This window comes from Mesorhizobium sp. M0909 (assembly GCF_040319515.1).
Classification (GTDB): domain Bacteria; phylum Pseudomonadota; class Alphaproteobacteria; order Rhizobiales; family Rhizobiaceae; genus Mesorhizobium.
Genome location: NZ_JAMYOA010000020.1, coordinates 40,627 through 55,095, shown reverse-complemented (window position 1 = coordinate 55,095; position 14,469 = coordinate 40,627). Strand labels below are relative to the sequence as shown.

15 protein-coding genes are annotated in these 14,469 nt (G+C 63.4%); 14 read left to right on the top strand and 1 reads right to left on the bottom strand.

The window, feature by feature from the left end; all coding sequences use genetic code 11:
• Positions 1-38 precede the first annotated feature (38 nt).
• The 12 genes from NKH83_RS25345 to dhaK all read left to right on the top strand — a co-directional run bounded on the left by NKH83_RS25345 (position 39) and on the right by dhaK (position 10,402).
• Positions 39-986: a carbohydrate ABC transporter permease gene (locus NKH83_RS25345; RefSeq protein ID WP_302893612.1), complete on the top strand. Its 948-nt coding sequence runs from the start codon at positions 39-41 to the stop codon at positions 984-986.
• Positions 983-1,933, top strand: coding sequence for a carbohydrate ABC transporter permease (locus tag NKH83_RS25340; protein WP_254816115.1), 951 nt, complete (start codon positions 983-985; stop codon positions 1,931-1,933). Before NKH83_RS25345 ends, NKH83_RS25340 begins: the two co-directional genes overlap by 4 nt.
• Positions 1,930-2,130 (top strand): hypothetical protein, encoded by a 201-nt coding sequence (locus NKH83_RS25335; protein ID WP_254816114.1) that lies wholly within the window; start codon positions 1,930-1,932, stop codon positions 2,128-2,130. The genes NKH83_RS25340 and NKH83_RS25335 overlap by 4 nt, the downstream gene beginning before the upstream one ends.
• A gap of 3 nt (positions 2,131-2,133) precedes the next feature.
• Positions 2,134-3,246 carry an ABC transporter ATP-binding protein gene (locus tag NKH83_RS25330; protein WP_352808007.1) on the top strand — a complete coding sequence of 371 codons (1,113 nt, stop codon included), beginning with the start codon at positions 2,134-2,136 and terminating at the stop codon, positions 3,244-3,246.
• On the top strand, positions 3,239-4,252 hold the full coding sequence (locus NKH83_RS25325; RefSeq protein WP_352808006.1) for an ABC transporter ATP-binding protein: 1,014 nt from the start codon (positions 3,239-3,241) through the stop codon (positions 4,250-4,252). Before NKH83_RS25330 ends, NKH83_RS25325 begins: the two co-directional genes overlap by 8 nt.
• Positions 4,253-4,319: 67 nt before the next feature.
• Positions 4,320-5,963, top strand: coding sequence for a dihydroxyacetone kinase subunit DhaK (locus NKH83_RS25320; RefSeq protein WP_352808005.1), 1,644 nt, complete (start codon positions 4,320-4,322; stop codon positions 5,961-5,963).
• An 81-nt stretch (positions 5,964-6,044) separates the two neighbouring features.
• On the top strand, positions 6,045-6,647 hold the full coding sequence (gene dhaL, locus NKH83_RS25315; RefSeq protein WP_352808004.1) for a dihydroxyacetone kinase subunit DhaL: 603 nt from the start codon (positions 6,045-6,047) through the stop codon (positions 6,645-6,647).
• Positions 6,644-7,033 carry a dihydroxyacetone kinase phosphoryl donor subunit DhaM gene (gene dhaM, locus NKH83_RS25310; RefSeq protein ID WP_352479844.1) on the top strand — a complete coding sequence of 130 codons (390 nt, stop codon included), beginning with the start codon at positions 6,644-6,646 and terminating at the stop codon, positions 7,031-7,033. The genes dhaL and dhaM overlap by 4 nt, the downstream gene beginning before the upstream one ends.
• A gap of 22 nt (positions 7,034-7,055) precedes the next feature.
• Entirely contained in the window at positions 7,056-7,358 is a 303-nt protein-coding gene (locus NKH83_RS25305) for an HPr family phosphocarrier protein (RefSeq protein WP_023676329.1), read from the top strand.
• Positions 7,342-8,958, top strand: a complete 1,617-nt coding sequence (gene ptsP / locus NKH83_RS25300) for a phosphoenolpyruvate--protein phosphotransferase (protein WP_352808003.1) — start codon at positions 7,342-7,344, stop codon at positions 8,956-8,958. The genes NKH83_RS25305 and ptsP overlap by 17 nt, the downstream gene beginning before the upstream one ends.
• An 8-nt stretch (positions 8,959-8,966) precedes the next feature.
• Positions 8,967-9,389 carry a hypothetical protein gene (locus NKH83_RS25295; protein WP_352479842.1) on the top strand — a complete coding sequence of 141 codons (423 nt, stop codon included), beginning with the start codon at positions 8,967-8,969 and terminating at the stop codon, positions 9,387-9,389.
• A gap of 26 nt (positions 9,390-9,415) precedes the next feature.
• A complete protein-coding gene (gene dhaK, locus NKH83_RS25290; RefSeq protein WP_352808002.1) occupies positions 9,416-10,402 on the top strand; it encodes a dihydroxyacetone kinase subunit DhaK in 987 nt (328 codons plus the stop codon).
• A gap of 284 nt (positions 10,403-10,686) precedes the next feature.
• Here dhaK and NKH83_RS25285 read toward each other — a convergent pair whose 3' ends face one another.
• Positions 10,687-11,484 (bottom strand): DUF2259 domain-containing protein, encoded by a 798-nt coding sequence (locus NKH83_RS25285; RefSeq protein WP_352479840.1) that lies wholly within the window; start codon positions 11,482-11,484, stop codon positions 10,687-10,689.
• Positions 11,485-11,656: 172 nt separating this feature from the next.
• On the opposite strand from NKH83_RS25285, the gene NKH83_RS25280 reads away from it, so the two are divergent.
• Together NKH83_RS25280 and NKH83_RS25275 are read left to right on the top strand one after the other, a co-directional pair.
• Complete coding sequence (locus NKH83_RS25280; protein WP_352479839.1) at positions 11,657-13,564, top strand: propionyl-CoA synthetase; 1,908 nt, start codon at positions 11,657-11,659, stop codon at positions 13,562-13,564.
• A 129-nt stretch (positions 13,565-13,693) separates the two neighbouring features.
• On the top strand, positions 13,694-14,458 hold the full coding sequence (locus tag NKH83_RS25275) for a metallophosphoesterase family protein (protein WP_352479838.1): 765 nt from the start codon (positions 13,694-13,696) through the stop codon (positions 14,456-14,458).
• Positions 14,459-14,469: the final 11 nt, after the last annotated feature.

The window sequence follows — 14,469 nt, the reverse complement described above, 5'->3', positions numbered from 1 at the left end:
TTGTCGAGACGATCCAAGTGACCGAAGCAGGACTGACCATGCTCAATCGGACTGCGGACAGCGTTGCCCGGGCTACGCCCGAGCCGTTGGCCCGCAAGGTCCGGGGCATCAGCGACAAGGGCCTCGCCTGGCTGTTCATCTCGCCGACGATCCTGTTGCTTTTAGCCATCAACATCTTCCCGCTGTTCTGGGCGATCTATCTGTCCTTCACCAATTTTCGCGCCAATCGTCCCAATGAGGTGGTGAAGAACCTTGGGCTCGCGAACTACAAGCGCATCCTCGCCGACCAGGACATCTGGATCGCCATGCAGACGACGGCGCATTTCGTGTTCTGGACCATCCTGCTGCAGACGCTGATCGGCTTTACACTGGCCTGGCTGATCGACCGCAAGTTCCGCGGGCACGCCTTCTGGACGACCATCATCCTGGTGCCGATGATGCTGTCGCCGGCGGTGGTCGGCAATTTCTGGCGCTTTCTCTACGAGCCGCAGATCGGGCTGTTCGCCTACGCCGTCTCGTTCGTCACCGGCATTCCGGCAACGCAGATCAGTATGCTCTCCAACGTGTCGCTGGCGCCATGGTCGATCATAATCGTCGACACCTGGATGTGGACGCCTTACGTGATGCTGATCTGCCTCGCCGGCCTGCGCTCGATCCCCGAATACATCTACGAAGCGGCCGAGGTCGATCGCGCCTCCAACTGGCGGCAGTTCTGGTCGATCACGCTGCCGATGGCGCTGCCCTTCATCATGCTGGCGGTGCTGTTCCGCGGCATCGAGAACTTCAAGATGTTCGACATGGTCAATTTGCTCACTGGCGGCGGGCCGGGATCGACTACCGAAGTGGCCTCGATCACGCTGAAGCGGCAGGCCTTCGAAAGCTGGCGGACGGGCTATTCCTCGGCCTTCGCCATCATCCTGTTCGTCGCGGTGTTCGGCCTGGCCAACATCTACGTCAAGGCACTGAACAAGGTGAAGCAGAGATGAGCCTGACGTCAGCCCATTCCGTTGTCGCACCCTCGGCCACGTCGAAGCGCGTCGCCGGCACGATCATCGTTGCCTACGCGCTGATCTCGATCGTGCCGCTGCTGTGGATCTTCGCCACCAGCTTCAAGACGCCGCCGGATTCGATCGCCTATCCGCCGAAGATCCTGTTCCAGCCGAGCCTCGAGGGCTACTGCAACTTGTTCTCGACCCGGACTCGGCAAACCCCGGAATACATCAACTCCCTGGGACCGGCGACGGGGGTCTGCGACGAGACGGTGCGCAAGCGCAACATGGTGATCGCCGGCCCGTCGAACTTCATGCCGCGCTTCGTCAATTCGCTGATCATCGCCTTCGGCTCGACCTTTTGCGCGGTGTTCCTCGGCACGCTGTCGGCCTATGGTTTTTCGCGTTTCAAGGTGCCGCTCGCCGACGACCTTCTGTTCTTCATCCTGTCGACGCGGATGATGCCGCCGATCGCCGTCGCCATCCCGATCTACCTGATGTATCGGGAGCTCGGCCTGTCGGACACCGCGCTCGGCATGATCCTGCTCTACACGGCGGTCAACGTGTCGCTGGCAGTCTGGCTGCTGAAAGGCTTCATCGACGAGATTCCGCGCGAATATGAAGAGGCGGCGATGATCGACGGCTACACGCGGCTGCAGGCGTTCTGGCGCACCGTGCTGCCGCAGGCGACCACGGGCATTGCCGCGACCGCCATCTTCTGCCTGATCTTTGCCTGGAACGAATACGCCTTCGCCGCGCTGCTGACCTCGGGCACGGCGCAGACCGCGCCGCCCTTCATCCCGACCATCATCGGCGAAGGCGGCCAGGACTGGCCGGCGGTAGCGGCCGGCACGACGATCTTCCTGGTGCCGATCCTGGTCTTCACCATCCTGCTTCGCAAGCAATTGCTGCGCGGCATCACCTTCGGCGCGGTGCGCAAATGAGCCTGACCGTAAAACGCAAATCGCGCTGGCCTATCTGGGCCAGGCGCGGGCTGATGGAAAACGTCGCCACGGCGATCATCGCCATCGGCTTCCTGATGCTGTTCCAGCCCTTCGCGCTGGCGCTCTACACCTATTCGTTCGTCACCATGCTGGCCGGCACGGCGATGTTCATCATCGTCTCGAAATTTCCGGAGTAGACGATGGCTGAGATCAGGGTCGAACATCTGAGAAAGGCATTCGGCGATTTCGTCGCCGTGCAGGATTCCAACTTCGTCGTCGAGGACGGCGAATTCTTCGTCATGCTGGGGCCGTCGGGCTGCGGCAAGACGACGACGCTTCGTATGATCGCCGGGCTCGAACTGCCGACCGGCGGCAAGATCCTGCTTGGCAGCGAGGACGTCACCATGCGGCGTGCCCGCGAGCGCGACATCGCCTTTGTGTTCCAGCTGTTCGCGCTCTATCCGCACATGAATGTGAGAAAGAACATCGGTTTCCCGCTGCTGGCGCAAGGTATGCCAGGCGCTGAAATTCGGGCCAGGGTGGAAGAGACGGCGAAGCTGTTGCGGATCGACCATCTGCTTAACAAGTCGGTCTCCGGGCTAGCCGGCGGCGATCGCCAGCGCGTGGCGCTCGGCCGCGCCATCGTGCGGCGGCCAAAATGTTTCCTGATGGACGAGCCGCTCGGCACGCTCGACACCGAATTCCGCGACCTGATGGTCCATGAGCTGCGCGAATTGCACAACCGCATCCACGCCACCACCGTCTATGTCACGCATGACCAGATGGAAGCGATGTCGATGGCCGACAAGATCGCGGTGATGAACCACGGCGTCATCGAACAGTTCGGCACCCCGCGCGCGATCTATGATCGGCCGGCGACGATGTTCGTCGCCGACTTCATCGGCTCGCCGCCGATGAATTTCCTCGGCTTCGGCGGCGGCCTTTCAAAGGGCGCCAGGGAAATTGTTGTGCAAGGCACGAAGGTGGCCGTGCCGGAGGTGCGCGAGGATGTCGCGCCGGCCGAGATGGCGCTTGGCATCCGGCCGGAGCACATCCGCTTCGACGACGCTTCGAAGCTGCGCGGTGCTGTTTACGGCACGGAATATCTCGGCACCACGCAGATTGTGGCGGTGGAGACGGCAGACGGCATCATAAAGGCCAGGGTGCCGGCCGAAATCCGGCTCAATCCGGGCGATCATGTGGGCCTGGCGCTGAGCAGCGCGCGGCTGTCGCTGTTCGCAAAAGGATCCGGCCGTGCGGTGCGCACAGAAATCCATGACTCGGCCTCCCAGGGGAGAGCGCATCATGGCTGACGTTCACATCAAAGGCGTGACAAAGGCTTTTGGCGAGCATGTCGCCGTCGACAATCTCGATTTGCATATCGCCGACGGGGAATTCGTCGTGCTGCTCGGGCCGACCGGCGCCGGCAAGACGACAACGCTCAGGCTGATCGCCGGGCTGGAGCGTCCGGAAGCGGGCTCGATCCATATTGCCGGCCACGACACGACGACGCTGTCGCCGGCCGAGCGCGACACCGCTTTCGTGTTCCAGCAATATTCGCTCTATCCGCATCTGTCGGTTTACGACAACCTCGCCTTTCCGCTGCGCTCGCCGGCGAGGAAAATGCCGGAGGATCAGATTCGCCGCCGCGTCGAGGACGTGGCCAAGATGGTGCGCATCCACCACAAGCTGAATAATCGCTCGACCAAACTCTCGGGCGGCGAGATGCAGCGCGTCGCCATCGGCCGCGCTTTGGTGCGCAAGCCATCGATCTACCTGATGGACGAGCCGCTATCGTCGCTCGACGCCAAGCTGCGCGCCGATCTCAGGCTCGAGCTGAAGCGCATACAGGCCGAACTCGGCGCCACCATGCTCTACGTCACCCATGACCAGATCGAAGCGATGACCATGGCCGACCGTATCGGCATCCTCGCCGACGGCGTGCTGGTGCAGATCGGTTCGCCGCGCACGATCTATTCTGAGCCGGCAAATCTTCACGTCGCGGCTAGGCTCGGCCAACCGGCAATCAATTTGTTGCCGGTCGGACTGCTGCCGGATGGCGGAGCGCCGGCGGGGACCAGGACAATCGGTGCGCGGACCGAACATCTCTCGATCGCGAAGGCGACGAACGGCCATGCCGACGGCGTCGTCGATTGGGTCGAGCATCTCGGCGACCAGAACCATCTGCACGTGACGGTGGGGACCAGGAAGCTGGTGACGCTGACCGACCCCGACACCGACCTGGCGCAGGGCGACAGGATCATGATCCGCTATCGCTCGCCGCTGTATTTCGGCACCGATGGGCGACGGCTGATGTGAGCGCTGCGCGAGTGTTTTCCCGGCACCTTTCAACCGGCAATTTCGGGCACCGGAGTGGACCAATTCGATGAAGCATTTTTTCAATCACAGGGATACGATCGTAACTGAGGCCCTGGACGGCTTTCTCGGCACGACCGGCACCAGCGATCTCGCCCGCCTCGACGGCTATCCCGAAATCAAGGTCGTCCTCCGTGCAGACTGGGACAAGAGCAAGGTCAGCATCATCTCCGGCGGCGGGGCCGGGCACGAACCGGCGCATGCCGGCTTCGTCGGCATGGGCATGCTCACGGCGGCGGTATCAGGCGAGATCTTTGCTTCGCCGAGCGTCGAAGCAGTATTGGCGGCCATCCGCGCGGTGACCGGTCCCGCCGGGTGCCTGCTGATCGTCAAGAACTATACCGGCGATCGCCTCAACTTCGGCTTGGCCGCCGAGAAGGCGCGCGCCGAAGGCTTCCGCGTCGAGATGGCGATCGTCGCCGACGACATCGCCCTGCCTGACATTGCCCAGCCGCGCGGCGTTGCCGGCACCTTGTTCGTGCACAAGATCGCCGGCCACATGTCGGAAGCCGGCAACGATCTGGCGACGGTTGCCGCCGCGGCGCGGGCCGCGGCGGCGGATATCGTTTCCCTCGGCATATCGCTGTCATCCTGCTCGATCCCCGGTCAGAGCCATGACGAAAGATTTGGCGCCGACGACGCTGAACTCGGCCTCGGCATCCATGGCGAACCGGGCGTTGAGCGGATTGCGGTGCAAAGTGCCGAAAGGCTGGTTGCGATCATGTCGGAGCGCCTTGCCGCGCGGCTCGATCCCGCCAGCGACTACGCCTTGCTGATCAACAATCTCGGTTCGGTGCCACCGCTGGAAATGTTGCTTGTCGCCAATGCGGTGTTGGCATCACCGCTGGCACGAAAGGTGACGCTGACGATCGGACCCGGGCAGCTTATGACCGCGCTCAACATGAACGGCTTTTCCTTGTCGCTGATCCGGCTCGATGCGCCGCGCGAAGCGGCGTTTCGGGCGCCGGTAGGCCCTCACGCCTGGCTGCCGGCAAGAGCCGTTCGCCAAGCCAGCGTCGTGCCGATGGCCAAAGCCGCCGGCCGGGGCAACGCGTCGAAAGCCAGCCCGGACGCACGCACCGAGCGGCTGGTGGTCGCCATCTGCGAACGGCTGATCTCGCTTGAAGGCGCGTTGAACGGACTGGACGCCAAGGCGGGAGACGGCGACACCGGAACGACTGTGGCGGCCGGCGCGCGGAGCGTGCTTAGCCGCCTTGCGGCGCTGCCGCTCGCCGACCCTGCCGCCACGCTGGCCGCCGTGGGCGACATCCTGAGTGCCAGCATGGGCGGCTCCAGCGGCGTGCTGCTGTCGATCTTCTTCACCGCCGCCGCGCAGGCGCTGGAGTCTGGCGAAACGCTTCCCAAGGCGCTTCTCGCCGGCCTCGATCGGATGTCCTTCTATGGTGGAGCGAGGATGGGCGATCGCACGATGATCGATGCCTTGGAACCCGCCTTGAAGGCGCTGGATAGCGGCAGTCTGGAGGACGCGGCGGTCGCGGCGCGACGCGGCGCCGAGGCCACCGCTGCCATGCGCAAGGCCAAGGCCGGGCGGTCCGCCTATATTGGCAGCCAGCTCGACGGCGTGGTCGACCCCGGCGCCTTTGCCGTCGCCGAGGTCTTCACGGCCCTCGCCGCGTTGCTCGAACCCGCTTGACTGGGGAAAAGAATGCTTCAATTGCCGGATATGCAATTTTCCCGTACTGCCGGCAGCGCAGGGGCCAGGAGCATGGGTGACATGGCGGCAGCCGATATTTCCACGCTGATCGAGGCGGCGGCAAACACCATCGCCGCCCATGCCGAAGAGCTGACCAGGCTCGATCAGGCCATCGGCGACGGCGACCATGGGCTCAACATGAAACGCGGCTTCGAGGCAGTGCGGGCCGAGGCCGGCGCGTTTGCGGCAAAGCCGTTGCCCGAGGCGCTGAAGGCGATCGGCACCAAACTGGTGATGACCGTCGGCGGAGCCTCCGGTCCCTTGTTCGGCACGCTGTTCATGGTGCTCGGCAAGGAGATTCCCGCCGCGCCGGATCGCGTCGATCTGGCGGTGGCCTTCGGCAAGGCGATTGAAGCAGTGGCCGCCAGAGGCAAGTCGCAGGCCGGGCAAAAAACCATGCTCGACGTGCTGCAGCCGGTACATGAAGCGCTCGTGCAGGGAAAGGCGGCAGCGGACATCGCCGAGATCGCCGACAACGCAGCCGACGCGACTGTGCCGATGAAGGCGCTGCGTGGGCGCGCCTCCTTCCTTGGCGACCGTTCGATCGGTCATATGGATGCCGGCGCACGCTCGACCGCGCTTCTGGTGCGGGCCGTAGCCGAAGCAATCGAGAGGCGCGCATGAGCAATGTCGGCATCGTCATCGTCTCGCATTCGCCGCTGGTCGCCGAAGGCACCGCCGACATGGTGCGGCAGATGGTCGGCAACGAAGTGCCGCTTGCATGGTGCGGCGGAAACGGCCATGGCGGGCTGGGAACCAATGTCGAGGCGATCATGGGTGCCATCGACAAGGCCTGGTCGGAGGCGGGTGTCGCGATCCTCGTTGATCTCGGAGGTGCCGAGACCAATAGCGAGATGGCGATCGAGATGATCGGCGAACCACGCGCCCAGAAGATCGTCGTCTGCAATGCGCCGATCGTCGAAGGCGCGGTGATGGCGGCGACCGAGGCTTCCGGCGGCGCCTCGCTCAGGGAAGTGGTGGCGACGGCGCACGAATTGTCGCCGTCGTGAACGAACGGGAATTTTGACAAGCATGTCCGCAGCAGCCGAAGCCAGCGTCCTGATCACCCATGAGGTGGGGCTGCATGCGCGTCCTTCGGTGAAGTTCACCAAGCTTGCCAAGACGTTTTCGGCCGACGTCGAGATTGCGCTCGCCGCCAACGGGCCATGGTTCGACGCCAAGAGCATCGTCAAGGTGATGGCTGCGAAAGCGCCGAAAGGCACTGTCCTGCACATCAGAGCCAAAGGGGACGGCGCCGGCGAGGCGGTCGGAGCACTGGTCGAGCTGGTGCGCCGCGATTTCGACGAAGGCAAGGACCATGCCCGAACCGCTTAGGCTGCAGGGCATTTCGGCATCGGCCGGCTATGCCGAGGGGCCGCTGTTCGATCTGGACCAGGCTGCTGTGCGTTATGTCCGCAAGGCGACTGCCGCGGACGAGAAGGCGGCGCTTGAGGCCGCCATCTCCATTGCCGCGGGCCGGCTCGCGACATTGATCGAAACCAGCGACAGCGAGGCGGCCGGGATTCTCGAATTCCAGCTCGCCATGCTGGAGGACGACGCACTGACCGGCCCGGCCTTTGCGCGAATTGCAGAGGGCATGGCTGCTGATGTGGCTTGGCGAAAAGCGCTCGACGCCGAGATAGCCGGCTATGAAACATCCGAGCAGGACTATTTCCGGGCACGCGCCGCCGACATGCGCGATATACGCGACCAGGTGCTGCGCGCGCTGACCGGGGGCGGCGACATTGCCGCGCCAGCGGGTGCGATCTTCTACGGCGAGGATATCGCACCGACGCGCTTCCTCGAAACCGACTGGAGTGCCGGCGGCGGCATAGCACTTACGGCCGGAAGTGCCGCAAGTCATGTCGCAATGCTGGCACGCTCACGCGGCGTGCCCATGGTGGTGGGGCTTGGGCTCGTGGAGCGTGGGCTAGCCAGGCCAGGTGCTTCGCCGGCTCACCTTACCGGAATCGCACTGCTCGATGCCGAACATGGTGGCATCGTGTTGGCGCCTTCGAAAGCGGAGATCGACGCATTCCGGCGATCGTCGTCGTCTTTCGCGGCGCATCGCGGCAAAGCAGCAGCCTATCTGACAAGGCCGGCGGCAACGAAGACCGGTATAGCGGTGCGCGTGCAGGTGAATATTGCCGATCCGTCCGATGTCGACCGCATCGATGCTGCGGCGTGCGACGGTGTCGGGCTGATGCGGACCGAATTCCTGTTCGGCAAGACACTGCCGGACGAGGAGACGCAATATCGCGCCTACCGCAAGGTGCTGGAATGGGCAGGCGACAGGCCGGTGACGATCCGTACCGTCGATGCGGGCGGCGATAAGCCTGTGCCGGGCCTGACCGTAGAGGAAGGTAATCCATTCCTTGGCCTGCGCGGGATCAGGCTGTCGCTGATGCGTCCGGAGATCTTTCGTGTGCAGATCCGCGCCTTGCTACGTGCCGCCATGCACGGCAATCTGAAGGTGATGTTCCCGATGATCGCCGTTCCGGAAGAGTATGAGCACGCCACCGCGCTGTTCGCTGAGGAGCAGGCTGACCTTTTGGCGCGCGGCATCGCGCACAAAATGCCGCCGCTTGGCATCACGGTCGAGGTGCCGTCGGTGGCCATCGCACCGGAGGCATTCGCCAAGGCGGCCTTCTTCTCGATCGGTTCGAATGATTTGACCCAATACGTGATGGCTGCCGCGCGGGACAATGCGTCGGTCGCACATCTGAATTCCGTCAGGTACCCGGCCGTGCTCCGGCTGATCGCCTCCGTTGCCGCCTTCGGCCGCGAGCATAATATCCCGGTCAGCCTGTGTGGCGATGCCGGCGGCGACCCGGCCTCGATCCCGGCGCTGCTCGAAACCGGCCTGCGTGACCTCTCCGTCGCTCCCGCCCAACTCGCGATGGCCAAGGCAGCCATCGCGGACGTTTCGATCTAGGCCCCGGCATGGCAGACAAGGCGTCGCAATCCGGCCCCGAAGAGGCGATCCGCGCCTACAAGACGATCCTGTCGCAGGTGATCGACCAGCGCCCGTCCGGCATGCGCCAGCGCCTCGCCGACGCGCTTGGAAAACACCGCAGCTTCGTCACGCAGATTTCAAGCCCGGCCTACTCGACGCCGATCCCATCGAAGCATTTGCCGGCTATCTTCTCCGTCTGCCATTTCAGCCCGGTCGAACGCGATCATTTCCTTGAGGCCTACCATCGGGCGCATCCAGGAAAGATGTCGCTGGCCGCAGGCATGCGCAAGACACGTCATGTCTCGCTGATTGTTCCCGATTTCGGCGACGACAAGCAGAACGCGGCGCTCGACCGGGCGGTCAACGATTTCATCCAGAAGATCACCAGCATCGCCGGCAAGGGCAGCTGACGCTGGGCTATTTCGGGAGGACAGCCATGAAGAAATTTCTGAATTCGGTCGATACGGTGCTGACCGAGAGCCTCGACGGCTTCGTTGCCGCGCATGCCGATATCCTGGCGCTTGGCGAGGAACACAAATTCATCCGCCGCAAGCTGCTCAAGCCGGGCAAGGTGGCGCTGATCTCCGGCGGCGGCTCGGGTCACGAGCCGCTGCATGGTGGGTTCGTCGGGCACGGCATGCTGGATGCCGCCTGCCCCGGCCAGGTATTCACCTCGCCGACGCCTGACCAGGTGATGGCGGCGGCCGAAGTCGTCAATACGGGCGCCGGCTGCCTGTTCATCGTCAAGAACTACGAGGGCGACGTGATGAATTTCGACATGGCCGCTGAAATGTCGGAAGGCGTGATGCAAATCGTGACCAATGACGACGTCGCGGTCGAAAACTCGTCCTACACCACCGGCCGGCGCGGCGTCGCCGGTACGCTGGTGGTCGAGAAAATCGTCGGCGCGGCGGCCGAAGAAGGCATGCCACTGGAGCCGTTGAAGGCGCTCGGCGAGCGCGTCAACGGCGCGACGCGCTCGATGGGCGTGGCGCTGACCAGTTGCACCGTGCCGGCGGCGGGCAGGCCGACCTTCGATATCGGCGACGGCGAGATGGAGTTCGGGGTCGGCATCCATGGCGAGCCCGGAAGGCGGCGTGACACATTGAAAAGCGCCGATGCCATCACCGACGAGATCTGTACCGCAATCCTGGGTGACCTGGGCGACGGTGCCAGAGGCCAGGCGCTGCTCTTCGTCAACGGCTTTGGCGGCACACCGTTGATGGAGCTTTACCTGATGTATAACAGCGCCCGCAAAATCTTCGAGAAGCACGGCGTCACGGTAACCCGGTCGCTGGTCGGGTCCTATGTGACCTCGCTCGACATGGCCGGCTGTTCGATCACGCTGAGCATGCTCGACGACGAGGCGGCTGTTTGGTGGGATGCACCGGTACATACGGCCGCGCTGCGCTGGGGCATGTAGCGGCGGAGAATGCCCCAGAAATAGTCGGTGATAGGACCGACATCGGCAACGCCGCGTACCGTCAGACAGTTGCCCTCCTCACCCTGCGTAAGATAAAGAATCTGCGGGTTTGGGGAGTTCGAGGATGCGTTACAATTGGGATCGGGCGCCGACGGGTTTCGAGCGCCATGGAAAGATGCTGGCAGCCGCCTTGCTGATCGCCGGCGGGGTCGGACTTATGCTCGCTGCCCTCCCGCTTTAGGGACAACAACCTGGGGTAGCGGACTACTTCTCAGCGCGTTGCCTCAGTGCAGCTGGCCTGTCACGGCGAGAAAACGGCGGTCACGCCCTTCAAATCCCTGGCTGAAGCGCTGCACGAGCACGACAACCACGCCCGCTTTGCCGTCTGGGGCGAAGGTGTAGGATTCCGACAGGCTATAGGAGGTCGGGCAATTTCTCGAACTGGGTACGGTCTTGTCCTCGTGCAACACCTTGATCGGATGGCCGTCCTGGCCCTGCAGCGTCAGGCGAAAGCCGAGCGCCTTGCCGGTCGTCTCGCCCTGCTGCGCCCCGTCGAAACTCGCTGAACAATCCGCCGTGCTATCGGCAAGAATCTGCTCGAGCTGAATGGTCGAGATGCCAAGCTCGTCATAGGTCGGCGAAAGCCATTGTTGCGAAACCTGCTCGAGGCGCGCAATGTCGTTGTAGGCGACCATGTCCTCGGGAAAGGTGAACTTGTCGAAGCCAGTCCGTTCGCCACGCGGCGCTATGTAATATTTGGCCAGCAAGGGCGCCGCCTGCCCCGCGGCCTGTGCCCTCGCCTGCGCAAGTGTCAGCGTCGAATCCTCCGTCTCGTCGACGATGAGGATCGGCTTGCCGCCGACAAACTGATCGGTGCGGGTGTCGATGATGTCGATCTCCGACCAGCCCGAATCCGAAGCACCAGCGTCGAGCGTGCCATACTGCTCGAAGGCGAAATAGTTGCCGTCGGGCGAAAAGCCGATGATACGCCGTGCCGCCGCATCGCTGGCCTGAGCAGCTGAAGCGAGCCCCACAGCCAGCGTCGCAACCGCGGCAAATCCAAGCTCGTATCGCAGTTTCATCGCGCCCTGCCCCCAATGTCGAAAATTCGGCCGATACCAGCCCCGCAGACCACGACGACCTTGCATTTGCGGCCGAATTAGAACGACGGCAAACGAAACGCACAAATACATGGTTACACAAACCAGCATACGCTATTTCAAGGACAGCAAACATTCCTGGGGAGGAAGCTGGATGGCGTCACGCTACCATGAGGTTTATGACGGCTGGAAACGCGACCCGGAAAAGTTCTGGGCCGATGCCGCGGGCGCTATCGACTGGTTCTCGCCCTTCGAGACCGTGTTCGACGCCAATGCAGGTGTCTATGGCCGGTGGTTCAACGGCGCTTCCTGCAACACCTGCTTCAATGCCGTCGACCGCCACGTGGCGGGCGGCCGTGCCGACCAGATCGCGTTGATCCATGACAGCGCGATTTCGGGCACAATCAGGAAATTCACCTATGCCGAGTTGAAGCGCGAGGTGGTCGCGCTGACCTCGGTGCTCAAGAATCGTGGCATCCAAAAAGGCGATCGCGTCATCATCTACATGCCGATGGTACCGGAAGCAGCCTTCGCCATGCTTGCCTGTGCGCGGATCGGCGCCGTACATTCGGTGGTCTTCGGCGGCTTTGCCTCGCATGAGCTCGCCACCCGCATCAACGACGCCAAGCCGAAGCTGATCATCTCGGCGTCCTGCGGCCTGGAGCCAGGGCGCGTCGTCGCCTATAAGCCGCTGCTCGACAAAGCGATCGAGATGTCGCGGTACAAGCCCGAAGCCTGCCTCATCCTGCAGCGCGATCAGTTGCGCTGCGAGCTCAGGCAAAATCACGATATCGACTATGCCGACGCCGTGGCGCGTGAGCGGGCCGCCGGCGCCAATGTCGACTGTGTTCCGGTGCTTGCCACCGATCCGCTCTACATCATCTACACGTCGGGCACGACCGGCCAGCCGAAAGGCATCGTGCGCGACAATGGCGGCCATATGGTCGCGCTGAAATGGTCGATGGAAAACGAGTTCGGCGTCAAGCCGGGCGAAGTGTTTTGGGCGGCTTCCGATGTCGGCTGGGTGGTCGGCCATTCCTACATCGTCTACGGCCCGCTGCTGCATGGCTGCACGACCGTGCTGTTCGAGGGCAAGCCGGTCGGCACGCCCGATGCCGGCACCTATTGGCGGGTGATTGCCGAGCACGGCGTCGTCGCGCTGTTCACCGCGCCAACCGCCTTCCGCGCCATCAAAGGACAGGACCCGAAGGGCGAATTCGTCCCAAAATACGACCTGTCCAAATTCCGTACTTTGTTCCTCGCCGGCGAGCGCGCCGATCCGGAAACCATCAAATGGGCGGAGCAGAAATTGATCGTCCCGGTGATCGACCATTGGTGGCAAACCGAGACCGGCTCCCCGATGACCATCAACCCCGCCGGACTGGGCCTGCTGCCGGTCAGATACGGCTCGCCCGGCGTGCCGATGCCCGGCTATGACATCCGCGTGCTCGACGATGCCGGGCATGAGGTCAAGCGTGGTACGCTTGGCAATGTCGTGGTGAAATTGCCGCTGCCCCCCGGCTGCCTGCCGACGCTGTGGAATGCCGACGAGCGGTTTCGCCAAGCCTATCTCGAGGAATTCCCCGGCTTCTACAAGACCGCGGATGCGGGCATGATGGACGAGGACGGTTATCTTTATGTCATGGCCCGCACTGACGACATCATCAATGTCGCCGGCCACCGGCTCTCGACCGGCGCCATGGAGGAGGTGCTGGCCGCGCATCCCGACGTTGCCGAATGCGCCGTCGTCGGCATTGCCGATGCGATGAAGGGCCAGGTTCCACTCGGCTTCGTCGTGCTGAATGCGGGCGTCGACCGCGATGCAGGGATCATCGAGAGCGAGGTGGTCACGCTGGTGCGCGAACGGATCGGTCCTGTCGCAGCCTTCAAGACGGTAGTGACGATCAAGCGCCTGCCGAAGACGCGCTCCGGCAAGATCCTGCGCGGCACCATGCAGAAAATCGCCGACAAGGAGGAATGGGTCATGCCGGCAACGATCGACGACCCGGCCATCCTCGACGAGATCACCGCCGCGCTGAAGGGCCGTGGCATCGGCCTGTAAGAACGCCGAAGCCGAGTTGCGTCCGGAGCTCCGGTATGGAACGACCGGTGCCAGACATGGTATCCACGCGCTGCGTCGCCATGTTGTTTCGAGATCGAGGCGCATTCACAGCCATACGGGACGCCATTCGTGACCTTGTTCCAGCGATCGAGAAACAGCCGGACCACGGCGCGCCAGCGGCTCGAGATCGATATCCGGGACTCAGTCGTCTATGCGATCGGCGACGTGCATGGCTGCTATAAGGAGCTTCGCTCCCTGGAGCAGAACATCCTGCTCGATTCTGCGTCTTTCGAGGGGCGCAAGCTCATCATCATGCTTGGCGACTACGTCGATCGTGGCCCGCAGTCGGCGCGCGTGCTCGATCATCTGCTGGCGCCGCCGCTCCAAGGCTTCCAGCGTATCTGCCTTGCCGGTAACCACGAAGTCGTGATGCTGAACTATCTCGACGGGATCATTTCGAGAGAGTCGTGGCTGGCGATAGGCGGCCTGCAAACGCTGTTTTCCTACGGCGTCGACCCGGAGCGCATGGCCGATCTCTACGGTTCAAACGAGGAGGTCGACAGGCGCATTCGAGAGATCATTCCCGCCGACCACGTCAGTTTCATGCGTGCGCTGCCGGTCATGGTCTGTTCGGCGAAATTCGTATTCGTTCATGCCGGCATCAGGCCGGGCATCGACCTCGCCGCACAAGACGAGGACGACCTGCTCAACATCCGCTCGGAGTTCTTCCAAGCCGCGCATCTTCTCGACCGCTATGTGGTGCACGGGCATACGCCGGTCGAGTTTCCGAAGCTCGAGGGACGCCGGCTTGGCATCGACACGGGCGCCTTCCAAAGCGGCCGGCTGACCGCAGTCAGGATCGCCGACAAACGCGCCAGGCTGATATTTTCCTGAGCGCGATATCC

What these genes read in the sequence shown, in the direction of transcription:
- NKH83_RS25320 (WP_352808005.1), top strand. Translation starts at nt 4,320, where the DNA reads ATGAAGCATTTTTTCAATCACAGGGATACGATCGTAACTGAGGCCCTG.
- NKH83_RS25305 (WP_023676329.1), top strand. Translation starts at nt 7,056, where the DNA reads ATGTCCGCAGCAGCCGAAGCCAGCGTCCTGATCACCCATGAGGTGGGG.
- NKH83_RS25325 (WP_352808006.1), top strand. Translation starts at nt 3,239, where the DNA reads ATGGCTGACGTTCACATCAAAGGCGTGACAAAGGCTTTTGGCGAGCAT.
- NKH83_RS25285 (WP_352479840.1), bottom strand. Translation starts at nt 11,484, where the DNA reads ATGAAACTGCGATACGAGCTTGGATTTGCCGCGGTTGCGACGCTGGCT.
- NKH83_RS25280 (WP_352479839.1), top strand. Translation starts at nt 11,657, where the DNA reads ATGGCGTCACGCTACCATGAGGTTTATGACGGCTGGAAACGCGACCCG.
- NKH83_RS25345 (WP_302893612.1), top strand. Translation starts at nt 39, where the DNA reads ATGCTCAATCGGACTGCGGACAGCGTTGCCCGGGCTACGCCCGAGCCG.
- NKH83_RS25340 (WP_254816115.1), top strand. Translation starts at nt 983, where the DNA reads ATGAGCCTGACGTCAGCCCATTCCGTTGTCGCACCCTCGGCCACGTCG.
- NKH83_RS25295 (WP_352479842.1), top strand. Translation starts at nt 8,967, where the DNA reads ATGGCAGACAAGGCGTCGCAATCCGGCCCCGAAGAGGCGATCCGCGCC.
- NKH83_RS25330 (WP_352808007.1), top strand. Translation starts at nt 2,134, where the DNA reads ATGGCTGAGATCAGGGTCGAACATCTGAGAAAGGCATTCGGCGATTTC.
- ptsP (WP_352808003.1), top strand. Translation starts at nt 7,342, where the DNA reads ATGCCCGAACCGCTTAGGCTGCAGGGCATTTCGGCATCGGCCGGCTAT.
- dhaM (WP_352479844.1), top strand. Translation starts at nt 6,644, where the DNA reads ATGAGCAATGTCGGCATCGTCATCGTCTCGCATTCGCCGCTGGTCGCC.
- NKH83_RS25335 (WP_254816114.1), top strand. Translation starts at nt 1,930, where the DNA reads ATGAGCCTGACCGTAAAACGCAAATCGCGCTGGCCTATCTGGGCCAGG.
- dhaL (WP_352808004.1), top strand. Translation starts at nt 6,045, where the DNA reads ATGGCGGCAGCCGATATTTCCACGCTGATCGAGGCGGCGGCAAACACC.
- dhaK (WP_352808002.1), top strand. Translation starts at nt 9,416, where the DNA reads ATGAAGAAATTTCTGAATTCGGTCGATACGGTGCTGACCGAGAGCCTC.